The sequence below is a fragment of the Bacillus sp. sid0103 genome, assembly GCF_019219025.1.
The window spans coordinates 40,786-64,666 of record NZ_JAHUWN010000006.1; the positions used below are offsets into that span (position 1 = coordinate 40,786).

General features: G+C 39.2%; 18 protein-coding genes. 16 read left to right on the plus strand and 2 right to left on the minus strand.

The window, feature by feature from the left end; all coding sequences use genetic code 11:
* The first annotated feature begins 214 nt into the window (after positions 1 to 214).
* The 13 genes from KW850_RS08550 to KW850_RS08610 all read left to right on the plus strand — a co-directional run bounded on the left by KW850_RS08550 (position 215) and on the right by KW850_RS08610 (position 17,786).
* Complete coding sequence (locus KW850_RS08550; RefSeq protein WP_218347142.1) at positions 215 to 3,373, plus strand: family 43 glycosylhydrolase; 3,159 nt, start codon at positions 215 to 217, stop codon at positions 3,371 to 3,373.
* Between the two features lie 435 nt (positions 3,374 to 3,808).
* Complete coding sequence (locus KW850_RS08555; RefSeq protein ID WP_218347143.1) at positions 3,809 to 4,144, plus strand: DUF1904 family protein; 336 nt, start codon at positions 3,809 to 3,811, stop codon at positions 4,142 to 4,144.
* A gap of 340 nt (positions 4,145 to 4,484) precedes the next feature.
* On the plus strand, positions 4,485 to 4,904 hold the full coding sequence (locus KW850_RS08560) for a putative sulfate exporter family transporter (protein ID WP_218347327.1): 420 nt from the start codon (positions 4,485 to 4,487) through the stop codon (positions 4,902 to 4,904).
* 265 nt (positions 4,905 to 5,169) lie between these two features.
* Positions 5,170 to 6,426 carry an amidohydrolase gene (locus KW850_RS08565; protein WP_218347144.1) on the plus strand — a complete coding sequence of 419 codons (1,257 nt, stop codon included), beginning with the start codon at positions 5,170 to 5,172 and terminating at the stop codon, positions 6,424 to 6,426.
* A gap of 61 nt (positions 6,427 to 6,487) precedes the next feature.
* Positions 6,488 to 8,080: an ABC transporter substrate-binding protein gene (locus KW850_RS08570; protein WP_218347145.1), complete on the plus strand. Its 1,593-nt coding sequence runs from the start codon at positions 6,488 to 6,490 to the stop codon at positions 8,078 to 8,080.
* A 103-nt stretch (positions 8,081 to 8,183) separates the two neighbouring features.
* Positions 8,184 to 9,137 carry an ABC transporter permease gene (locus tag KW850_RS08575; protein WP_218347146.1) on the plus strand — a complete coding sequence of 318 codons (954 nt, stop codon included), beginning with the start codon at positions 8,184 to 8,186 and terminating at the stop codon, positions 9,135 to 9,137.
* A gap of 29 nt (positions 9,138 to 9,166) precedes the next feature.
* On the plus strand, positions 9,167 to 10,069 hold the full coding sequence (locus tag KW850_RS08580; protein ID WP_218347147.1) for an ABC transporter permease: 903 nt from the start codon (positions 9,167 to 9,169) through the stop codon (positions 10,067 to 10,069).
* Between the two features lie 38 nt (positions 10,070 to 10,107).
* Positions 10,108 to 11,109 carry an ABC transporter ATP-binding protein gene (locus tag KW850_RS08585; protein WP_218347148.1) on the plus strand — a complete coding sequence of 334 codons (1,002 nt, stop codon included), beginning with the start codon at positions 10,108 to 10,110 and terminating at the stop codon, positions 11,107 to 11,109.
* Positions 11,099 to 12,112 (plus strand): ABC transporter ATP-binding protein, encoded by a 1,014-nt coding sequence (locus tag KW850_RS08590; protein WP_218347149.1) that lies wholly within the window; start codon positions 11,099 to 11,101, stop codon positions 12,110 to 12,112. Before KW850_RS08585 ends, KW850_RS08590 begins: the two co-directional genes overlap by 11 nt.
* A gap of 39 nt (positions 12,113 to 12,151) precedes the next feature.
* Entirely contained in the window at positions 12,152 to 13,480 is a 1,329-nt protein-coding gene (locus tag KW850_RS08595; protein ID WP_218347150.1) for an amidohydrolase, read from the plus strand.
* A gap of 33 nt (positions 13,481 to 13,513) precedes the next feature.
* Entirely contained in the window at positions 13,514 to 14,875 is a 1,362-nt protein-coding gene (locus tag KW850_RS08600; RefSeq protein ID WP_218347151.1) for a CapA family protein, read from the plus strand.
* A gap of 35 nt (positions 14,876 to 14,910) precedes the next feature.
* Complete coding sequence (locus KW850_RS08605) at positions 14,911 to 16,353, plus strand: amidohydrolase (RefSeq protein WP_218347152.1); 1,443 nt, start codon at positions 14,911 to 14,913, stop codon at positions 16,351 to 16,353.
* Positions 16,354 to 16,562: 209 nt separating this feature from the next.
* A complete protein-coding gene (locus KW850_RS08610) occupies positions 16,563 to 17,786 on the plus strand; it encodes a threonine synthase (RefSeq protein ID WP_218347153.1) in 1,224 nt (407 codons plus the stop codon).
* Between the two features lie 64 nt (positions 17,787 to 17,850).
* Here KW850_RS08610 and KW850_RS08615 read toward each other — a convergent pair whose 3' ends face one another.
* Positions 17,851 to 18,747, minus strand: coding sequence for a LysR family transcriptional regulator (locus tag KW850_RS08615; RefSeq protein WP_218347154.1), 897 nt, complete (start codon positions 18,745 to 18,747; stop codon positions 17,851 to 17,853).
* A gap of 378 nt (positions 18,748 to 19,125) precedes the next feature.
* Entirely contained in the window at positions 19,126 to 19,314 is a 189-nt protein-coding gene (locus KW850_RS33875) for a YjcZ family sporulation protein (protein ID WP_308128770.1), read from the minus strand.
* A gap of 690 nt (positions 19,315 to 20,004) precedes the next feature.
* On the opposite strand from KW850_RS33875, the gene KW850_RS08625 reads away from it, so the two are divergent.
* From KW850_RS08625 to KW850_RS08635, 3 genes are all read left to right on the plus strand, one after another.
* A complete protein-coding gene (locus KW850_RS08625) occupies positions 20,005 to 21,195 on the plus strand; it encodes a glycine C-acetyltransferase (protein ID WP_218347155.1) in 1,191 nt (396 codons plus the stop codon).
* An 81-nt stretch (positions 21,196 to 21,276) separates the two neighbouring features.
* On the plus strand, positions 21,277 to 22,257 hold the full coding sequence (locus tag KW850_RS08630) for an L-threonine 3-dehydrogenase (protein WP_218347156.1): 981 nt from the start codon (positions 21,277 to 21,279) through the stop codon (positions 22,255 to 22,257).
* 202 nt (positions 22,258 to 22,459) lie between these two features.
* Positions 22,460 to 23,857 carry an amino acid permease gene (locus KW850_RS08635; protein ID WP_218347157.1) on the plus strand — a complete coding sequence of 466 codons (1,398 nt, stop codon included), beginning with the start codon at positions 22,460 to 22,462 and terminating at the stop codon, positions 23,855 to 23,857.
* Positions 23,858 to 23,881: the final 24 nt, after the last annotated feature.

Here is a 23,881-nt window from a genome sequence, read left to right on the forward strand (position 1 = left end):
TTTTTTTGCTTATCAGTGAAACCGGTTTCATGAAATGGGTTTCATTAATAATAGAAAACTAACTTGAAAAGGGGGGGGATACTATAAAGTTGGTCCTAAGGAATTGAACAATAGAAATGGATAAAACATTCCAATGTTGTGGTCCTCTTAGAATAAACATCTATGAAACAATCGGTCTATCGAGGTTTATTGAGAATTGTAAGGAGGGGTACTGTTGTTAAAGATAAACAAAATAATTTCAACTCTTTTGGCTTTGATCCTCATCGTTTTACCCGCGTTGTCAACTAGTAAACCTGTTTCTGCTGAGACTGTGAATATGGATTCAGACGTTCTGTATTTTGTAAATGCAGGTGATGGTACACCTGGCACCGTTGAAGGAACTGACAAAATGGGTCTATATTCTAGTAAAACGGAGCAGATGTATGGTGAAGATGAAGTTACAGGGAAAAAGTGGGGTTTGGTAACCACTACTAGTGGTACTAGTGGTTCTAGTAGCAGTGATAAATTAGGATCTCTTCGATATTATAATGGTCCGCAAGTCCGTGATAAGGCATTAGTATATAAATTCGAATTGCCGAATGGTGACTATGACCTTACTCTAGGATTCAAAAATCCATGGAGTGGACGGAGTGTCAATATTATCAGTGAGGGACAAAATCTATCAAATGGAGATTATGATATTGGAAGCTATTCCACGGTAAAAGAGGTCGATTATCAACAAATTACTGTTAACGACGGAGAATTAGAAGTTAAGATCCAGGGTCCTTCAACAGGCAGCTTATCAAACTATAATGATCCACTCGTTAATTACATGATTGTCAAGAAGTACCAAGCGATTCCTCTTTTTGATTTGGAAACAAAATTAGCTTCTGCAAAAGAAGAAGCGCAAAAAACAGAAACTTACACGAAATACAGTTTAGCGGAACTTAATAAAGCTATTGAACAGGCAGATAATTTGGTTGAAAATATCAATGAAAATGGGTTAGATATTAACACGAAAACAGTTCAGTCACAAATACGGACTAGTTTGAAGAACTTAGACTCTGCACTAGCAGGACTTATCGTATTCACTCCAAACGATTCTTTTCGACCAGGACAGGTTTGGACAGATACATATGGTGCTCCAATCCAAGCACATGGCGGCGGTATCATGTATGACGAGGAAACGAAAAAATATTATTGGTACGGTGAAGATAAAACCAACGGATACCTTCCCGCTAGAGGTGTTAGGGTTTATTCATCAATAGATCTTTATAACTGGAAAGACGAAGGACTCGCTCTAACAGCAATAGAATCGATGGACCAATTTGAAACAGATCCACTTATCTCCAAACTTTATGAAGGCAGAGAAGATAAAGCTGATATTAAGAATGATATCGGTACAGACAGGATTATTGAAAGACCAAAAGTAATCTATAATGATAAAACAAAGAAATATGTGATGTGGATGCATACCGATGGTCCTTCTGCTACGTCAAATGCAAATTATGCAAAGGCGGAAGCCGGCTATGCCTTAAGTGATTCTCCTACCGGACCTTTCGTCTATCAAGAAAGTAACCGTATGGACCGAGTTCCTGAAGGTGCGGAATATAATGGGCAGCCAAACCAGCCTGGTATGGCACGTGATATGAACTTATTCAAGGATGACGATGGTACAGCCTACCTAATTTATTCCAGTGAAGAAAACATGACGATTTATATTTCGAAATTGAATGACTCATATACAGATATTGTTGGCTGGCATAAGGACGGAAAGGTAGAACGCGATACCACATACAAATCTGTCTATGGTGAGGATTATGTAAGAGTATTTCCAGGTGCACAGCGGGAGGCTCCTGCGATGTTCAAATATAATGGAAAGTACTATTTGATTACTTCCGGTGCAACAGGATGGGCGCCGAATTCAGCAAGATATACAGTTGCTGATGACATATTCGGAGAATGGAAGCCTATGCGCGATCCTGCAATCGGTGAGAAAGCTTCCACAACATTTGATTCACAAAGCACCAATGTCATTACAATTGATGCTAATAAAGGAAAATATATATTTATGGGTGATAGATGGAAGGAAAGCGAATTAAAAGATTCTCGATATATTTGGCTCCCAATCGAATTTGGCCAAGATGATGAAATTAGTTTGCAATGGCTTGACGAGTGGAAACTGGATACTTTAGACAGAATGGGGAAAGTCACAGTTAATACGGAGCTGCCAGCCAAGGTATCTGTTGATCAAGTACCTAATTTACCAAATATGATTAATGTGACCAATTCAGAAGGGATACAAATGGACACGCCAGTAACATGGGACGTCAATGTTGAAGCATTCTCGAAACCTGGAACAGTAGTGGTTGAAGGGACACTTTCTGAATTAGCCAATAAAGTGATTAGAACAAAGATATTAGTTTTGCCGGACCATGTAAGATATTTTGTCCATGGCGGTGGGGCGAAAACAAATGATTACGAAACATGGTCGTCTTATATGCAAGGTACACTCCTTAATAAAGATGTCATCGATCAAAAGTATGACCCAGCAAATGGACAAACATGGGGATATATCGGGGATCGTACAAAACCGTCGGGCAGTAATAGTGGAGATTTATTTTCTTCATTACGTTACCTTTTAAGTAATTCCGGTGATGATCTCTCTTATAAGTTTGACTTAAAAAATGGTAAATACACTGTATATACCGGACTCTACGACCCGTGGTATAGTTCAACCAAGGGAAGCAGAAAAGCAGATATATTAATTAACGGTGAAACTAAAACGAAGGGCTATGTATTTACGAGTTCATACGATGTCCAAGGCTATAAAAATGTGAACGTAACGGATGGAAAGCTTGACCTCACTGTTCGCAGGGTAGCAGGTTCACCTGATCCTCAAATAAGCTGGATTATGATTGTGGAAGAAGATACAACATCTCCTGTAATCACAGTAACTGGTAATAAGGAAAGTTATTCTGTTGATTCAAACATATCTATCACTTGCAGTGCAATTGATGATTTGTCTGGAATTGCTTCTGCCGAATGCCCGTCAATAGAAGGGCCGGCATACGAATATAGTGTAGGAGTAAATAAATTCACAGCCAAAGCTATTGATCATGCAGGTAATGCAACAGAAATAGAATTTCAATTTACGATTACTGTGGACTTTGATAGTTTAAGCCGATTAACTGAATCTTTTGTAACGAAGACGGGGGTTGCTCATTCGCTGACTACCAAACTTAATGGAGCAAAAGAAGCAGCATCGAAAGGAAATCAGAATGCAGCAGAAGGTAAACTTAAAGCGTATGTAAATGAGTTGTATGCTCAAAGTGATAAGTCAATTACGAAAGAAAAGGCAAATCTATTAATTTCTTTGTCGGGAAATCTGTGAAATGAAGTAAATGTTACTTGAACATAAAAAAGTGTCAGGCACAATCAAATCTAGATCGTGCCTGACACTTTTTTTATTGTGATTTTTTCAACACAAACCCTGCTAACTTTCCATATCGAGTTTTAAAAAATGTAAGTTCAGTGCCTTGTTTAATCTAACAATGGGCTTTTTTTCAATTACGGTAGAATAGGTCACAGAAATCAGTGCAATATCCCGGGTATCGAAAACCTTTTTGTGGCCGTTACGGATAGTGGAGTAACCCTATCGCCGCTAATGGGAACGCTTATGACTGAATTAATTCTGGATGGGGAAACGTCTATACTAATTGATCGATATTCCATTAGCAGGATTTAATTGGCTATTAGATAAATTAGTGTCATTATAGATATTGTTATATATTTTAAAAATTTATCACACGGTATGGGAGCGATTTGTATGCCACATTTAATCATTAGAGGAGTTTCAGTTGATCAGGTAAAAACGATTAGTACTTCATTAGTACAAGAATTGGCAGATTTATGTGCATGTGGAACGGACAATTTCACTTTAGAAATAGTCAAATCAACTTATGTATTTGATGGAAATGAAGTGCCCGGATACCCATTAATAGAAGTGAAATGGTTCGAACGCGGTCAGGAAATTCAAGACCAATTTGCCAACATTATAACAAAACATATTCAAGCACTCGGAATTCCAGATGTAGAAGTCGCTTTCAGTACATTCCTAGAGTCCGCTTATTATCTGAACGGAAAGAGTTTTGCCTCTTCGTGAAGAAAAGTTTATTAAAATGCGCACAAATTATGCAGCAACTCGTTTTTCTTGTTTCACAACAATATTTCACAACCGTTTTTCGGTAAAGATAAAAATATTGCCAAGCATCATTCAGCAAATGGATGGTTCTTTTTTTGTGCCAGGTTCAACAAATGAAATAATGTTGGACTGGTACTTTTTTTCGTCATAGACGATCATGATTCAAGTCTTTAAAATGGAAAACTAGATTACGATTGCTTTTACTTCTTTAATCGTAGCCATCCTTTCACGAGTGTAAAATTCCTTTAAACTTTCCTATTCGACTTATAAAAATAACTTATTATAACCATCATATTTATCAATTTTACTTCGTACTCACCATCTATTACCTTTAAATAAGAATAGAAACGCTTTCAGATTACTTGCTAAATTAGGCCGAGTTTTTCTTCTAATCCCACTTTGCTTTGTGTTCATGTATTTCATGAGACAAAAACATAAAGTACATAATTCTACCGGGAATCAAATGAAATTCCCATGGTTTTTAATTGGTTTTGTCCTTATGAGCCTATTAGGAACCTATGTAATAGGAAATCAAATTCCTGTTCCTGAAGAAGGTATGAGTGGTATTTCAACTCTTACTTATTGGTGCCTAACCTCAGCTATGGTAGGATTAGGATTAAATGTAAATCTCCGTGATTTACGGACAAAGGCATTAAGACCGTTAATCGTAATATTAATTGTTTCCACTTGTTTGAGTATCTTAGCTTATTTGATCGTTTAATGTTTATTTCAGTAGAAGACATTTACCTCCACAGAAGTAATCCCCCTTACCATTCGTGTTCATTTTTCTATTTAATAGAAATCCCATCATTGTACCTTTAACTATTAAAAAAACTTATTGTGAATATTTAGAAAACTCATTTTATTTATCATTATAACTTTGCTATTATTCTAATAAATTAAATAGTTGATGTTATAGAATCTAACATGGATTCTAATTAACTATTATTTAATTTAGATAGTTTAATAGAAAGGGGAACAATTTCATGGATGTTATTACATTAAGAAGAGATTTTCACCAATTTCCCGAGTTAGGTTTCACCGAATTCCGAACAGCTTCTAGAGTCGTGGAAGTGCTACATTCATTAGGATATAAAGTTTTATATGGAAGAGATGCGATCGATCATAATTCTCGTAGAGGAGTACCATCGAAACGCGAATTAGATGAGGCCTATTCGAGGGCCATAAAATTTGGTGCGAACGAAACAATTATCGAGAAAATGAAAGATGGTAATACAGCCGTTGTTGGGGTGTTAAAGGGAAAAAAAGAAGGTCCAACAGTTGGTTTCCGGTTTGATATGGATGCTTTACCAATTCAGGAAAGTAAGGATGATGATCATTTTCCTCAGTCGCATGAATTTGGTTCCGAAATTACCGGTAACATGCATGCATGCGCACATGACGGTCACACAGCAATGGGACTTGTTTTAGCTGAGAGATTAGCCGACCGAAATTTTGCCGGAACATTGAAGTTAATCTTTCAACCTGCTGAAGAAGGAGGACGTGGTGGTTATGCAATGGCTCAAAAAGGAATTGTCGATGACGTTGACTTTCTTTTTTGCTCCCACCTTGGACTAGATATCCCACTTGGAGAAATCCATGGAGGGAATTCCAAATTTCTAGCTTCCTCCAAAATGAAGGCCTACTTTTACGGTGTCCCGTCACATGCTGGAGGCACACCTGAAAAAGGAAGAAATGCGTTACTGGGAGCAGCAACAGCCCTTTTAAATATTCATGCGATCCCTCGTTTCAGTGGTGGCACAACACGAGTGAATGTCGGAATCCTAGAAGGTGGTTCGGCGGCTAACATTATTCCTAGCGAAGCATCGATGGTCATTGATATCCGCTCCGATGTAGCAGAAATAAAAGACGAATTAGAAGAGCGGGTTAAAACGATTGTAAAACATAGTGCCTATATGCACGGATTGACATCTAACACCGAAATCATTGGAGAGGCAACGACAATTCGACCAGATCCGGAAATGGTATCGGTTGTACTCGAAGAGGCGAAGAAGCTAGAAGGTTTTATCTCTTTTAAGGAAGATTGTGACACAAGTATAGGTAGTGAAGATGCGTCCTTTCTTATTAAACGCGTCCAGGAAAGAGGTGGAAAAGGAACATATATGAATATTGGTTCACCATTACCGGCACCACATCATCATCATAAATTTGATATCGATGAGGCTGTACTTCCACTTGCCGTTAATCTATTAGAAAGAATCGGGAAGCGGATGTTAATTTAAGAGAGAAATACTTTGTATTTTCTGAATTATCAAATATAAATTAAAAAGAGGGGGCTTATTTATGATACAAAAATTTAAAAAGCTAAGTTGGTTGATTTCATCTCTTTTCATTCTTTCCATTGCATTAATAGGGTGTAGTTCTGAAACCTCTAAAGAAACCAATGAAAGTAACAATAATACCGTAACTAAAAAGGGCGGAGACATTCACATTGCCATCGATGCACAACCACCAACTCTCGACCCTCAAATCTCCACTACAACCGCTACAAAAGAAATTGCCAGACATGTCTTTGAAACATTATTAGTGTTGAATCCAAAATATGAAGTAGAACCAATGTTAGCTGAGTCCTATGAAAAAAGTGAGGATGGCTTAACCTACACGTTTCATTTAAGGAAAGGTGTAAAATTTCATAACGGTAAAGAAATGACAGCAGAAGATGTCGTAGCATCAATGAATCGCTGGTTAGTCAAATCAACACGAGCAGCTAATGCAATTGGAAAAGGCCAATTTGTGGAGAAGGATCCATACACGGTTGAATTGAAAATAGAAAAGCCAACGATTGGTGTATTGGATGTTATTGCTTCCACTAATCAGTTTGCTGCCATTATGCCAAAAGAAATCATTGACAATGCTCCAAAAGACGGAATTACTGAAATTGTTGGGACAGGACCGTTTAAATTGGTTGAATGGAAACCAGACCAATATATTAAATTAACAAAATACGATGATTACAAACCAGTCGATGCCCCATCCAATGGTCTAGCTGGTAAAAAAGAAGTATTTGTTGATAATTTAGTTTTTGACGTAGTCACTGATAGCTCGACTAGATTAGCTGGTATTACAACAGGTCAATACCAAATTGCCTACCAGATTTCCTATGATAATTATGATCAAATTAATAGTTCTCCAGATATAAAACCTTCTCTAAATTTATATGGTGGTGTTGCCTTCGTATTTAACAAAAAGCAGGGCCCTTTTACGAATCAAAAACTTCGCCAAGCAGTAAACACAGGAATTAATAATGAGGATGTATTAATGGGTGCTTTGGGAAATAAAAAATTTTACCGCCTTGATAATGGCTTAATGTACAAAGAGCAAGCAAAATGGTACACGGATGCAGGAAAAGAGTTCTATAACCAACATGATAAAGAAAAAGCCAAAGAGCTATTAAAAGAAGCAGGCTATAACGGCGAAGAGGTTCACATTTTGGCCACTCGGGATTATGAGTACATTTATAATACAGCCGTTGTCATGAAACAACAGTTAGAAGCGATTGGAATAAAAGTTAAAATCGACGTTGTGGATTGGGCAACATTAACAACGAAACGAAATGATCCATCAGCATGGGATGCATTTATTACAGGTTTTTCTCCTGTATCCATACCAACTCAAACCTTACCGTTAGATCCTAATTACGCAGGCTGGCCAGTGGATGCTAAACTTCAACAGTTGACGGAAGAAATTCGCACCGCTTCATCAGATAAAGAAGCAATGGCCAAATGGGATGAGTTACAGGCTTATAACTGGAAAGAGTATATGGCTTACATTAATATCGGTGATTTCCTTACCTTCTCTGCCTATAGAGACAAAGAAATTAAAGGTAACGGATATTTTGAAGGAATTATTCTTTGGAATACAAGTTTAACTAAATAAATAGTTGTAAAGCAAAACAACACTTGTGCATAACCTTCTCAATTCATGTGCAAGTGTTGTTGTCTAAAGTTCACATTTTTCCTACCAAAGGAGGTTTGTTTATTTGAAATCCTATATCTTGAAACGGATTTTGTCATTGATTCCCGTTCTAATCATTGTGTCCATTGTGGTATTCATGATTATTCATTTGACTCCCGGTGATCCAGCATCCGTGATGCTAGGACCAGAGGCAAGCCAACAAGATGTTGTTCAGCTAAAACATGATTTAGGATTAACTGCCCCAATTTATCAGCAGTATTTCCATTGGGTTACAGGTGTTTTTCAGGGAGATTTAGGTAATTCATTTTTCATGGACAAACCTGTAACTGTTGCTATATTTGAGCATCTGGGACCTACGCTATCTTTAGCGATATTGGCACAAATTACCGCCATTATGATTGCCTTGCCTCTAGGAATAATGGCAGCCCGAAAAAGGGGCACTATAACAGACCAAACTTTTATGGGCTTATCCTTACTAGGTATTTCCATCCCTCATTTTCTTTTCGGATTGTTCTTAATAATCGTATTAGCGATTAACCTAAAGTGGCTGCCTGTAGCAGGTTACCAGCCATTAAGCGCAGGGTTGTGGGAACATATCAAATACCTTATTATGCCTGCCATTGCCTTGGGGACTGGTCAAGCAGCGTTAATTTCTCGCATGACTCGGTCATCAATGGTCGAAACGTTAAACTTAAATTTTATTAAAACAGCTAGAGCCAAAGGACTTCATGAGAGAAAAGTAATCTATAAACATACCTTAAGGAATGCATTTATCCCTATTTTAACTGTTTTAGGTCAAACTTTTGGGATGTTGGTGGCGGGTGCAGCTGTTACCGAAACCGTATTTAATATTCCTGGCATTGGTCAATTGATTATCAATTCTGTCGAACGAAGAGATTACACCGTCATCCAAGGTACCGTGTTAATGGTGACTGTGGCCTATGTGTTAATTAATTTATTGGTTGATTTACTATATGGAGTCATTGACCCACGAGTCCGTTTAAGAAAAGAATCGTAACGTATCTTTGTGTGAATGGAGGTTATCGAATGGAATTAGTGATTGAAAAAAGACGACAACTGAGCGACTTTAAAAAAGATATTAATAGAGAAAGAAGACGCTTGTTTGTCCGCCGTTTTTTATCTAATAAATTGACTGTTACAGGGAGTGTTATCCTCTTATTTACCTTGGTAATAACCTTATTAGGACCTTTACTTTCGTCCTATAATCCTTATGAAATGGTTGTCACGAGTCGATTGAAAGCTCCAAGTGGTGAACATCTTTTAGGAACCGACAACTTAGGAAGGGATCTTTTTGCCAGGGTGGTTTACGGGGCGCGGGCTTCCATGGGTGTAGGCATTTCGGTAGCGATTATTACTGCGATATTAGGAATGATAATCGGGTTGTATTCTTCTTATTATAAAGTGCTCGATCACATCTTGATGAGAATCTGTGATGGCTTAATGGCTTTTCCAGCTATTTTGCTGGCTATTTCACTAATGGCTGCCCTAGGAACAAATGTTGAGAATGTTATTATCGCCTTAAGTGTAGTGTATTCCCCTTATGTTGCCCGAGTAGTCAGGTCTGCAGCATTAGTGGTAAGGGAGCAAACGTACATTGAAGCGATGAAAGCACAAGGGGCATCCTCGCTGAGAATTATTTGGAAGCATATCGCCCCAAATACACTCTCTCCTTTAATCGTGTACTCTACCTTTATTTTTGCAGATGCCATTATTATTGAAGCAGGCTTAAGCTTTTTAGGTGTAGGGGTTCCGGCACCGGCTCCAAGCTGGGGTAACATTCTATATGATGGTAAATTGGTTATTTTTAATGCTTGGTGGATGACCTTTTTCCCTGGGCTTGCCATTATTATGAGTGTTTTAGGATTGAACCTATTTGGTGATGGGTTAAGAGATTTGTTAGACCCACATACGAACCGGGCGAAAAAGTAATCGTGTGAGCCTATTACTAAAAAGGGAGGATACTAAAGATGGAAGGACATTTGTTAGAAATAAAAGGTCTGAAAACTCATTTCCAAACTGAAAGAGGAAGAGTAACCGCAGTTGATGGTATTTCCTTCCATGTAGATCGTGGTGAAGTGTTAGCTATTGTTGGCGAATCCGGATGTGGCAAGAGTGTGACAGCACAATCCATTTTACGGCTTTTTGAAGAAAATGGTGTGACTACCTATGAGGGCGAAATTAATTTTGAAGGAAAAAATCTATTGGACTTACCGGTATCTGAAATGCGAAAGATAAGAGGAAATGACATTTCGATGATCTTCCAAGACCCCTTAAGTTCCCTGAATCCAGTATTTACGATTGGTGATCAGATTATGGAACCGATTATGCTCCATCAAAAGCTTTCGAGAAAAGAAGCATACCAAAGAGCGCTAGACATGTTGAAATTAATCGGTATTCCAGCTCCTGAACAAAGGATTGAAGAATATCCTCACCAAATTTCGGGCGGGATGCGGCAAAGGGTCATGATTGCGATCGCCTTAGCCTGTCAGCCCAAATTACTAATTGCCGATGAACCGACAACCGCATTAGACGTAACTATACAGTCTCAAATTTTAGAATTGATTGATAGTCTAAGACAGGAATTAGACATGGGGATTATGCTGATTACACATGATTTAGGTGTGGTTGCCCAGCATTGCACCCGGGTTGCAGTCATGTATTTAGGGGAAGTGGTGGAAGAAGGAGATGTCGATTCCTTATTTGAAAACCCTCTACATCCTTATACAAAAGGGTTAATCCATTCCATTCCACAGCTATACGGTGACAGAAATAAAAAACTCTCGATCATAAAAGGCATGGTGCCGTCACTTAATGAAATTCCAAAAGGCTGCCGTTTTGCTCCTAGATGCCCATTTGCAGATACAAAATGTATGGATGAAAAGCCGGAATTAGAATCTTTAGATGATAAGAAACGAATTAAGTGCTGGCACTATAAAGAAATAGAGGGGGCGATGGTAAATGCAACATGAAGCAGCCCATTTCGAGGAACGGCCAGAACAAGAATATGCCAAAAAGAAGCTTCTAGAAATCAAGGGTATAAAAAAATACTTCCCTGTTAAAAATCCAATTGGTGTAACCAAAAAATATGTTAAGGCTGTGGATGATGTATCTTTCCATTTGAATGAAGGAGAGACGTACGGGCTTGTTGGAGAATCAGGCTGCGGTAAAAGTACAATGGGGCGAACCATCCTACGATTAACTGCCCCCACTGAAGGGGAGGTCTTTTTTGAAGGAACTGATATTTTTAAACTATCAAACTCAGAGTTTAGGAAAAAACGTCAAGACCTTCAAATGGTTTTTCAGGATCCCTACTCTTCTTTAAATCCTAGAAAAAGGATTGGAGATAGTATTGCGGAACCTATGGTGATACACAATATTGGAACCAACCAGGATCGGATGGAACGAGTTTTTGCTATTTTAGAAAAAGTCGGCTTACATGCAGATAGCTATTATCGTTTTCCGTATGAATTTTCTGGGGGCCAACGCCAACGGATTGGATTGGCGAGAGCTTTAGTTGTCAACCCAAAACTTATTATCTGTGATGAGCCGGTTTCCGCCTTAGATGTATCCATTCAATCACAGATTATTAACCTCTTAGAAGATCTACAAGAAGAACTCGGTCTGACTTATTTATTTGTTGCACATGATTTAAGTGTGGTGAGGCATATTTCCGATAGAATCGGTGTTATGTACCTTGGCAAAATGATGGAGGAGGCTGAAACAGATGAACTTTTTGCGAATCCTCTTCATCCATATACCCAAGCGTTGTTATCTTCCATTCCACATCCAAATCCTAAAATAAAACAAACGAAGGTCCATTTAAAAGGAGAAATTCCTTCTCCTATTAATCCGCCGTCTGGGTGTAATTTTCATACGCGCTGTCCTTTTGCTACAGACATTTGTAAACAGGCTGTTCCGGAAAGTATCGAGATGGCACCAGGGCACTTTGTGGCCTGCCATCTGCATCAATAAACTTGTTAAAAAAATGAATATAGAAAAGGGTGTGTTTAGATGAAAGTTGATCTTCCTTGTTTAGTAGATGAAATTTTTTCAGAGATGGTGGAATGGAGACGGGATTTTCATAAACATGCTGAATCAGGCTGGCTTGAATTCCGGACATCCACTTTAGTTGCTGAAAAGCTTGAAGCGTGGGGCTATGAAATTAAAATTGGCAAGGACGTCATAGATTCAAAGGCGAGAATGGGTGTTCCATCAGAGGAAGTTCTGCACCAGCATGAAAAACGAGCACGTCAACAAGGAGCAAATGAAAAATGGCTAGAGCTTGTAAAAGGTGGTCATACCGGTGTTGTAGGAATTCTGGATACTAGGCGGCCTGGTCCAACCATTGGACTTCGATTTGATATGGATGCTTTAGATTTAGAGGAATCAAATGATCTTGACCACCTTCCATTTGCACTAGGTTTTCGATCGATAAACCTTGGAATGATGCATGCGTGTGGACACGATGCTCATACATCGATTGGATTAGGATTAGCAAAATTATTCTCTGAAATGAAGGAACAGCTATCAGGAAAAATAAAACTGATCTTTCAGCCGGCAGAAGAAGGGGTACGAGGAGCAAAATCAATGGTGGCTGCAGGAGTATTAGATGATGTTGATGTATTCATCGCCACCCATATTGGTACAGGTGTGCCACTTGGAGAAATTGTTTGCGGCAATAACGGATATCTATCTACTACCAAGATAGATGTTACCTTTTCAGGTGTGGCATCACATGCAGGAGGAAAACCAGAAGAGGGCAAAAATGCGTTACTAGCTGGAGCATCTGCTGTCCTTAATTTACATGGTATTTCACGTCATAGTGCTGGAAATTCACGCATAAATGTTGGTGTACTTAACGCCGGAACGGGCAGAAATATTATTCCTTCCTCTGCGAAATTAAAAATTGAGACACGTGGTGAGACCTCTGAGGTAAATGAGTATATCCTATCCAATGCGTTAAATGTATTAAAAGGAACTGCCATTGCTCATCAGGTTGAGATGGATCTCGATATAGTCGGCGAAGCAAAGTCGTGTGATTGTAGTGACGAGCTGGTTGAGTTTATTCATGACTCGATACAATATATCCAGGAAATCAAACGAGTACAATTACTTTCTAATGAAAGCTCAGGTTCAGAGGATGCAACCTATATGATGGAAAAGGTTAAAAGCACGGGAGGATTAGCTACATACGCAGTAGTAGGAACAACCATTGCAGCAGGTCATCATAATGAGAAATTTGATATTGATGAACTTGGCATGAAAATTGGTTTGCAAGCATTAGCACAAGTGGTGCTTGATAGCAAAAAGCTTTACTTAAAAACAGCTCAGTTAAAGTAAATTTACCTATACTAGTAAAAGGGGTGCGATAACATGAGAGATACAATTTCGTTTACCGCAACAGGTGACTATTTACAAACACGAAGAGTGCCGAGCTATCAAGACGAAAGCTTTACAGGCATCGAAAAGATTGTCAAACAAGCCGATGGAAGAATAACAAATCTAGAGATTAGTATTTTGAAGAATGAAGGTACACCAGGAGCTATTCCTGGTGGGACCCACATTCGAACCACCCCTGATCGATTAGATGACTTAAAAGCCTATGGTTTTAATTTAGTTGGAACCGCGAACAACCATGCATTTGACTATGGCTATGACGGACTAGAAGCAACCAACCATCATCTTGATGAAGCAGGGATTCTCCACACAGGAACAGGGGAGAATTTGTATGAAGCAGGAAAACCAATATTTTTAGATACACCTGCCGGTCGAATTGGCTTTATTTCTGTTTCGGTTGCTTCGCACATGACCCATATGGCAACGGAACAAAGACATAACATTAAAGGAAGACCCGGAATCAATGGACTTCGCCATATTCGCAAACATATTATTCATTCAGAAGAACTGTCTGTTTTGAAAAATATTGCCGAAAAAACAGAGATAAATGCCTTTACCCAAATGGCTATAAATGAAGCGTTTATGCTGCCTTTTCCGGAAGGAACCCTGCCGTTTGGCCGAGATCTATATGGCTATTCGATGGTATTTGAGGTCGGGGATGACGAAGGGCTGAAAACCGAACCCGATGAAAACGATATGAAGCGTATTGAAGGAGTGATTGATGATACACGGAGACAAGCCGATTATGTGATTGTTAATTTTCATGCGCACGAAATGAAGGGAACAGATAAGAGACTAGCAGCTGATTTTGTAGAGAAAGCTGCAAAAAGATTTATTGATGCAGGTGCTCATAGTGTGGTTGGACATGGACCACATACACTGAGAGGCATTGAAATTTACAGTGGAAGACCGATTTTTTATAGTCTTGGAAACTTTATTTTTCAAAACGAGACTGTCGATGCACTGCCTCAGGATTTTTATGATGATCATAAAATCCCAAATCATTTTGGTGCGATGCAGGCCATGGACAAGAAAACGTATAACGGGACCAAAGGATTACTGAGTATCCCTGAGATGATGGAATCCGTCATTCCATACTGGACCATGAAAGATGGGGAGTTAGTGGAAATTACATTGTATCCTATTGAACTTTCACATGGTAAAAAGCGGCACCAAAATGGGTTTCCGGAAATCACTGAGAATGAGGACATTCTAAAAAGATTACAAGTTCTTTCCGAACCCTTCGGTACAAAAATAATCATTAAAGATGGTGTTGGTTATATCTATGGCCATGATGTATCGCCGAAAATAAGTTTAAAAGAGGCCAAGTTTGTATAGTGAGTTTGTAGAATTTAACAAGGGGTGATGTCATTTTGAAACAAGTGGATTGGGTTAATAGTTTTATAGAACAAACACAGGAAAAATGGGAATCGGTTAGCGACTTTATCTGGGAGAACCCTGAAACTAGATTTGAAGAATATGTATCTAGTCGATATTTATGTGAACAATTACAAAAGGAGGGATTTAGAGTAACAAGTGGGGTTGCCGGAATCGGAACTGCCTTTATAGGTGAGTTTGGTGAGGGAAAACCTGTTATTGGTTTCCTAGGAGAGTTTGATGCCTTATCCGGGTTAAGCCAAAAAAGTGAGATTGATTATCAAAAACCTATCCAAAATGGCGGTAATGGCCATGGATGTGGTCATAATTTATTGGGAACTGGTGCATTAGCAGCGGCTGCCGCTTTAAAAAAATATATGGAAGAGAACCAATTAAAAGGAACCGTGCGCTTTTATGGCTGTCCAGGCGAGGAAGGCGGATCCGGAAAAACGTTTATGGCACGTGAGGGTGTTTTTGATGATGTAGACATGGCGCTTACATGGCATCCAAATACTCGGACAGGAGTTGTAGAGGTTAGTTCTTTATCAAATATCCAGGCTTACTTTAAATTTAAAGGAAGAAGTGCCCATGCCGCTTCTAATCCGCATTTAGGCAGAAGTGCCTTAGATGGGGTGGAATTAATGAATGTAGGAGCCAATTACTTACGTGAACATATTAGACAAGAGGCAAGGATTCATTATGCGATCACCAACACGGGTGGTATTTCACCCAATGTAGTCCAGTCAGAGGCCGAAGTCCTGTACCTCGCTCGAGCCCAGAATTTTGAGGATACGAAGCATATTTTTGAACGCCTTTGTAATATAGCCAAAGGCGCAGCCTTAATGACAGAAACGGATGTTGAGATCGTGTTTGATAAAGCTTGTACAAATTACAATCCGAATCATACGTTAGGAAAGGTATTGGCAGAGTCTATTACTGAGGTGGCAAGGCCCTCCTATACACCTGATGAACATGATTTTGCAGAAAAAATCTGGAATACTTTGTCGGAGGCAGAGAAGCAAAGTGCTGAGTATTTAGAGTCGGTATCCGTAAAAAGATTGCCTATTCATCCAGAGGGACCCTTCTTGTCTGCGGAGCCTATTCCATCTGACGGTAAAGGATTCCTCTCCGGATCAACAGATGTAGGTGACGTTAGCTGGATTACCCCTACTGCGCAATGTATGTATACGACCGCAGCTTTAGGAACGGTCCTTCATAGTTGGCAAATGGTAACCCAAGGAAAGTCTTCGATTGCCCATAAAGGGTTGATTCAAGTTTCCAAGGTTCTGGCCCTAACTGCCATTAAAGCATTGGAAAATCAAGAAATAATAGAACAAGCAAAAAAGGAATTACAAGAACAATTAGTCGATCATCCCTATCATTGTCCTATTCCTCTTGACGTTAAGCCCAAAAAGCAAAAGGAAAGTCTCTTAGTTTAATAGAAGTACATTTGGCTGACTTAAGGAAAATCTTTAAGCAGCCTTCTTTTTCTAGGACATCCCTCCACTTTTATCAAAGGAGGGATGTCATAAGTTTTCTATATCATTTTCATTAGTATTATTAATTTTTACTATTGATAAAGATGTCGTATTATTATTTTACAAGAACTAGTAATCTTGCTGTTTATACTAAGAAGGGAGATAAACATATGAAATACAGTTATATTTCACATTTATATTGTCCAAAGTGTAATAACACGTATTCTCACGAACAAACACAGCAATTATGTGCGTGTGGTTCACCGCTATTAGTAGAATACGATTTAGACCTATTAGGCAGGGATCTTTCAAAAGAGGATTTAGTCGGGAGAGAGGCGAGCCTCTGGAGATATCATGAACTGCTTCCTGTTTCCAATGAAAAGGATGTTGTCACACTAGGAGAAGGGATGACCCCTCTTATCACCATGCCTACTCTAGGAACAGATATGAATATAGCAAACTTATGGATGAAGGACGAAGGGATTATTCCTACAGGCTCCTTTAAGGCACGGGGAGCCGCTGTAGGTGTATCAAAAGCGAAAGAATTAGGTGTTAAAGAACTTGCCATGCCTACGAATGGAAATGCAGGAGCTGCTTGGGCACTTTATGCTGCCAGAGGAGGAATCCTATCTACCATTGTCATGCCAATGGATGCTCCAAAGATTACAAGAAATGAATCGGCGATCTCCGGCTCTAACTTATATCTTGTTGATGGACTTATTAGTGATGCCGGAAAAATTGTCGCGCAATCAGTAGCGGAATTTGGTTTATTTGATGCATCGACTTTAAAAGAACCATACCGAATTGAGGGTAAAAAAACAATGGGACTCGAGATTGCGGAGCAGATGGGCTGGAAAATGCCAGATGTAATTTTATATCCAACCGGTGGCGGTGTAGGGATCATTGGTATTTATAAAGCGCTTACTGAACTGAAGAAATTAGGATGGGTGCAGGGTGAACTTCCTCGTTTGGTCGCTGTTCAAGCAGACGGCTGTGCTCCAATCGTTAAGGCCTGGGAGGAAGGGAAAGCAGAATCCCAATTCTGGAATGACTCTACTACCATTGCATTTGGAATCAATGTTCCGAAAGCACTTGGGGACTTTTTGGTACTTGAAGCCATTTACCAAACAAAAGGATGTGCTGTAGCCGTTGAGGATAAAGCCCTACTTGAGGAACAAAAGAAAATCGCTAGTCTAGAGGGTGCATTCGTTTGTCCTGAAGGGGCTGCTACCTTTGTAGCAGCACGCAGATTAAGGGAACAAGGATGGATTAAAGATCAAGATGTAGTTGTTGCCCTTAATACAGGAATGGGAATTAAGTATCCAGATACTTTTTCTGTAGATGTCCCAATTTTACAAAAAAGTGAATCTATTAATAAAGCGATCAAATCTTAAAAATTAAGATACTACTATTATTTCAAAGTACTGGCTGTATGTATGTTATTAAAGTTGCAAAGTATTAAACCCATAGATCACTGGTGTAAGAATTCTGAAGGAATGTTAAAAAGAGATCGACGGATTTAGGCTGAAAGTCCATTTTAGGGATCACATAGCAAAAATTACGAATAATGGGGTTGTCCTTAATCCGCAAGGTTCGTAGTGTTTTTAATTCTAGTTCTTTACGAATGGTATGTATAGATAAAATCGAAATCCCTAAACCGGCTTCAACCGATTCTTTAATAATCTGGGAGCTTCCAAACGATCGGATTTCGTTAGGTGAAAAATTATTTGTTGAAAAAAGTTGATTGATCGCTTGGCGGGTTCCTGAACCTTCTTCTCGAATAATCCAAGTTTCCGAGTCTAATTCATTCAAGTTTATTTCTTGTTTCATTGCTAATGGGTGTTTTGAAGATACAATGAGGACCATCTCATCTTGGGCAAACGGCTGAATATGCAATTTTGGATGTTCCGTAATCCCTTCCACAATTCCTAAATCTAACTCACCACGAAGTAGTTTCGAGATGATTCGACGAGAATTTCTGATAGAAATATTAGGCTTGATTAATGGATATTCCCCATTAAACTGTGAAATGAGTTTAGGTAACAAATATTCCCCAAAGGTATAGCTGGAACCAATGGTAAGGATTCCACTTGCGGAATGAGACAAATCATCGATTAAACGATTCATCCGATCGTAATAGGATAAGATTTTTTTGGCATGATGATATAAGATTTCTCCTGCTTTTGTTAAACGCACATATTTATTATTACGATCAAGTAACTTTAAATCATAATCTTTTTCAAGTGCTTTAATGGATAAAGTAACCGCAGATTGTGAAATATGCAGGGCCTCGGCTGCGCGCGTAAAATTTTTCTTGTCAACCACAGTTACAAAGGTGAGAAGATGATAGTCCATTGGAACCCCCTTAGTAATAGTTCAATACTGAAATTATTTATTGAATTTTCTATTTAGTTAAAATTTTACAGCAATAAAGTGATGAGATAAATAGGTGAAAAGATCTATCAACTATTTGAACCGTCCTCCATTTGGGGGATTTTTTTATTGAGCGCCCTCACAGAAAATATCCTCAATCCTGCATGCTGGAAGCAATACGATCGCTGAAATTACGCCGATCGAGCAGCCTCGGCTATTCATTAGCTTTAGATATTAAATTAATAAAAGCCAACTGAACAGGAAAGGGACATGGGGGCGTACCATGTCCCTGTTTTATCTCATCTAACACGACAAGATCTTTATGGTTTTTTTGAAGAGCCTGGTATTAGGTTTGCCCTATTAAAAGCAGAAAGCAATTGCACCGATAATGATTAATAAAATAAACAACACTATTATTATGATAAAACTTTCACACCCACGAACATTAACATAATGTCCATGAACAGGAGTTGCATAGCCGTAAGACATCGGAGGATGGGGAATAACATTAGAGTGATCAATAAATGTTGGGATCGCGTTATTATACATTCAAACACTACCTTTCAATTGTATGGAGAGGAATTGGGCCAATACCCTATATAATATACTTAGAGGTGAAATTGGAGCCCGTATTTATAAAATTTTTGAGGGAGTGCCTGTCATAACCTGAGTTTAGTAGATTTTTTGTCGAAATACAAAAGTGCAGCCATCATTCAGCAATTGTATGGAGATTGCACTTTTTTTGAAAACTTTTCAAAGGGAAACTGTCATAGAAACAAAACGACATCAATAGTACAATTTAAGTGAAAATGGTGCTGCTAAATGCTTCCAAAAGAAAAAAGAGAATTCTAACCTAATAAATAAACCCTTTATTCATCTATCTCTTTAATAGCAGGACATATAGTCTGAATGATTAGTTTTTTTCAACAGTATTGACAGTTTTTCAACATAATTATAGAATAGCACTGACATATATGAATCTATATATTTTAATACGGTTGAGCGGAGGTTCAACTAGACCAGCTTACTATTACACTTCCAATTCCATAGCATAACATCATACTTTCAAAAGTAGGATTGAAAAATTTCGGGAGTAATGATCGTGATGTAATTGTTTTTTTTTACAATTATTTGAAATCGTTTTCAAGATGTTTTTTAATACTAAATTTCCCGATGAATCAACAGGAGTAGATGTTATGTGGAGAAAGTGAGTGAGGTAATTTATGAGGAGGAATTATTTTGGCAAAAAAGGTTTTAGCAGATTTCTTAACACCCCAACTGAACGAGTTGCGTGAAAACGGCCTCTACAATGTCATTGATACTGTAGAAGGACCAAACGGCCCTATAGTTACCATCAATGGCAAACCATTAATCAATATGTCATCCAATAACTATCTTGGCCTTGCCAATAATGAAAGAATGAAGCAAAAAGCGCATGAAGCAATCGAAGAGTATGGGTTGGGGGCCGGTGCGGTCCGTACCATCAATGGTACATTGACAATTCATAATGAATTAGAGAAAACAATTGCCAAGTTCAAGCATACCGAAGCGGCAATTGCCTTTCAATCTGGGTTCAATTGCAACATGGGTGCCATTTCAGCCCTGATGACAAAGAAGGATGCCATTCTCTCCGATGAATTGAACCATGCATCGATAATTGATGGATGCAGATTATCAGGAGCGAAAATTATCCGCGTCAAACACCAGGACATGGACGATTTGCGCCGAGTTGCGAAAGAAACAGTTGAAAGCGGATTATACGAAAAAGTCATGTACATCACGGACGGAGTTTTCTCAATGGACGGTGATGTAGCGAAGCTTCCGGAAATCGTTGAAATTGCTGATGAGTTTGGTTTAATCACATATGTTGATGATGCTCATGGCTCAGGTGTAATGGGTAACGGTGCTGGTACAGTCAAGCATTTTGGCCTCTCAGACCGAATTGATCTGCAGATTGGGACCCTTTCAAAAGCGATTGGCGTCGTAGGCGGTTATGTAGCAGGTACAGAGCAGCTGATTGACTGGCTGAAAGTCCGGGCACGTCCGTTCCTGTTTTCAACCTCATTGACTCCGGGAGATGCTGCCGGCTGTATCGAAGCGATCAATATCATGACCGAATCGACAGAAAAAGTTGAAACGCTTTGGGAAAACGGAAGATATCTAAAAGAAGGCTTAAAGAAACTTGGTTTCGATATTGGCCATTCCGAAACGCCAATTACCCCATGCATCATAGGAAAAGAAGATCTCACCCAATTATTTTCGCGCAGGCTGATGGAAGAAGGCGTTTATGCAAAATCGATCACTTTCCCAACGGTTCCTAGAGGTACTGGCAGGGTTAGAAATATGCCTACTGCTGCGCATACCAAGGAAATGCTGGATGAGGTACTGGCAGTCTATGAAAAAATAGGCAAAGAATTGTCTATTATTTAATCGTTTGAAATTTTACAAAGAATAACAGAATACTTGCATCAGTTGAAAATTGATAGAAGAAACCTCAGGAGGTCTCGTCATATGAAAAAAATTCTTATTACTGGCAGTCTAGGCCAAATCGGTTCTGAATTGACACACCGTCTCAGGGAAGTGTACGGAACAGAAAACGTTGTTGCAACAGACATCCGCCATATTGAAGGTAATCCAGTTATCGAAAACGGTACTTTTGAAATCCTTGATGTTATGGATTACGAAGCAATGCTAGGCCTTTGTAAAAAATATGAAGTTGACACCCTCATGCATCTTGCAGCCCTATTGTCAGCAGTAGGAGAAACAAAACCAAAATTCGCATGGGACCTGAATATGGGTGGCCTTATGAACGCCCTTGAAGTTTCCCGTGAGATAAACCTGAAATTATTTATACCGAGCTCCATCGCCGCTTTCGGACCAGGAACACCTGCAGATATGACACCGCAGGATACGGTACAAAGGCCTGCCACTATGTATGGTGTCACCAAGGTAGCTGGTGAATTGCTTTGTGACTACTATTTTACTAAATACGGTGTAGACGCACGCGGAGTAAGGTTCCCAGGACTGATTTCGTACAAGACTCTTCCAGGTGGGGGAACAACCGACTATGCGGTAGATATTTACTATGAAGCTCTTAAAAACAAGAAATATACATCTTTCATTGGCAAAGGAACCTATATGGACATGATGTATATGCCAGATGCTATCGATGCAATCATTCAATTAATGGAGGCAGATCCTTCAAGATTGAAGCACCGCAACGCATTTAACATCACTGCCATGAGCTTTGAGCCTGAACAAATTGCTGCATCAATTAGGAAATTCATTCCTGAATTTGAAATCTCATACAATGTTGACTCTGTACGACAAGGTATTGCAAACTCATGGCCAAATAGCATTGATGCCTCCGCCGCAAGTGAAGAATGGGATTTCAATCCACAATACGACCTGGATCGTATGACAAAAGATATGCTGGAAAACTTATCAGAGAAATTAGGCATTCCTTTTAGGGAGCTTGTATTAGCCTTTTAATTTCTGAAAACTGGGTAAAGGGAATAATCTTCCGTCTACCAAACTATTATAATCCATTCGTTAAAAAAAGACAATTGTATTTTTCAGGTGGACTGTTTCGTGGGAATTATGTTATTGTAAGTTATCCTTGCATAACAAAATATGAACAAGGGATGTATATGCATCTTGCTTTGACAATAAGCAGTACAGAGGGGGAAATGAAATGGCAAACAAGGAATTGAGTAGGGGCTTAAGTTCACGCCATATTCAAATGATTGCTTTGGGCGGAACGATTGGTGTAGGTCTATTTATGGGTTCTTCCAGCACAATAGGCTGGACGGGTCCATCCGTAATGTTAGCTTATGGAATTACAGGAATTTTTCTATATTTGATTATGCGCGCCATGGGCGAAATGCTCTATTTAGAACCAAGTACAGGTTCATTTGCAACATTTGGATATAAGTATATTCATCCAATAGCGGGATATATGACTGCCTGGAGCAACTGGTTCCAGTGGGTAGTTGTCGGCATGGCGGAAGTTATTGCAATCGGCACATATATGCAGTATTGGTTTCCAGATCTTCCTGCGTGGATTCCAGGCCTAATCGCAATGATTATCCTTGGAGCGGCAAACTTTATTTCTGTTAAATCATTTGGTGAATTCGAATTTTGGTTTGCTTTGATTAAAGTAGTTACGATTGTATTGATGATTGTTGCAGGTTTCGGCCTGATTTTCTTCGGCTTTGGCAACGGAGGAGAAGCGACCGGACTATCAAACCTCTGGAAAAATGGCGGCTTCTTTACTGGCGGAGTGAAAGGATTCCTTTTTGCCCTATCACTTGTTGTTGGTGCGTATCAAGGTGTAGAGCTTATCGGTATTACAGCTGGTGAAGCGAAAGATCCTCAGAAAACGATAAGGAACGCGATTCAAAGTACAATCTGGCGTATCCTCGTGTTCTATATTGGCGCAATTTTTGTTATTGTCACAGTTTATCCATGGGATCAATTGTCTTCTCTTGGAAGCCCGTTCGTAGCAACTTTTGCAAAAATCGGTATTACAGCTGCAGCCGGAATCATTAACTTTGTTGTTATCACTGCAGCGATGTCTGGCTGCAACAGCGGGATCTACAGCGCAGGGCGCATGCTTTATACTCTTGGAGTCAATGGACAAGCTCCAAAAGCGTTTGCGAAGGTTTCGAGTAACGGTGTGCCTTTATTCGGTACAATTGGCGTACTGATCGGACTTGGCGTTGGAGTTGTTTTAAGTTTTATTGCACCAGAAAAACTGTTTGTGTACGTCTATGCTTCAAGTGTCCTTCCAGGGATGGTTCCTTGGTTTGTCATTCTGATTAGCCAAATCAAGTTCAGGAAGGTCCACGCTGCCAAAATGGCCAGCCATCCATTCAAAATGCCATTTGCGCCTGTCACTAACTATGTGACAATTGCCTATCTGACAGCGGTTCTTGTTGGTATGTGGTTCAACGAAGACACACGTGTTTCACTAATCGCTGGTATCGTCTTCCTGGCTATTGTGGCAATCAGCTTTTATGCTTTTGGAATAAACAAGCGTGTACCTGCAGATCTTCAAGCAGAGGATCTGACAGATAAGAAAGCGATGTAAACTTAAATATCAGAATAGGGACAG

Coding starts and splice junctions, on each gene's coding strand:
- KW850_RS08590 (WP_218347149.1), top strand. CDS start 11,099: ATGCAACATGAAGCAGCCCATTTCGAGGAACGGCCAGAACAAGAATAT.
- KW850_RS08565 (WP_218347144.1), top strand. CDS start 5,170: ATGGATGTTATTACATTAAGAAGAGATTTTCACCAATTTCCCGAGTTA.
- KW850_RS08555 (WP_218347143.1), top strand. CDS start 3,809: ATGCCACATTTAATCATTAGAGGAGTTTCAGTTGATCAGGTAAAAACG.
- KW850_RS33875 (WP_308128770.1), bottom strand. CDS start 19,314: ATGTATAATAACGCGATCCCAACATTTATTGATCACTCTAATGTTATT.
- KW850_RS08630 (WP_218347156.1), top strand. CDS start 21,277: ATGAAAAAAATTCTTATTACTGGCAGTCTAGGCCAAATCGGTTCTGAA.
- KW850_RS08615 (WP_218347154.1), bottom strand. CDS start 18,747: ATGGACTATCATCTTCTCACCTTTGTAACTGTGGTTGACAAGAAAAAT.
- KW850_RS08600 (WP_218347151.1), top strand. CDS start 13,514: ATGAGAGATACAATTTCGTTTACCGCAACAGGTGACTATTTACAAACA.
- KW850_RS08570 (WP_218347145.1), top strand. CDS start 6,488: ATGATACAAAAATTTAAAAAGCTAAGTTGGTTGATTTCATCTCTTTTC.
- KW850_RS08580 (WP_218347147.1), top strand. CDS start 9,167: ATGGAATTAGTGATTGAAAAAAGACGACAACTGAGCGACTTTAAAAAA.
- KW850_RS08635 (WP_218347157.1), top strand. CDS start 22,460: ATGGCAAACAAGGAATTGAGTAGGGGCTTAAGTTCACGCCATATTCAA.
- KW850_RS08610 (WP_218347153.1), top strand. CDS start 16,563: ATGAAATACAGTTATATTTCACATTTATATTGTCCAAAGTGTAATAAC.
- KW850_RS08595 (WP_218347150.1), top strand. CDS start 12,152: ATGAAAGTTGATCTTCCTTGTTTAGTAGATGAAATTTTTTCAGAGATG.
- KW850_RS08585 (WP_218347148.1), top strand. CDS start 10,108: ATGGAAGGACATTTGTTAGAAATAAAAGGTCTGAAAACTCATTTCCAA.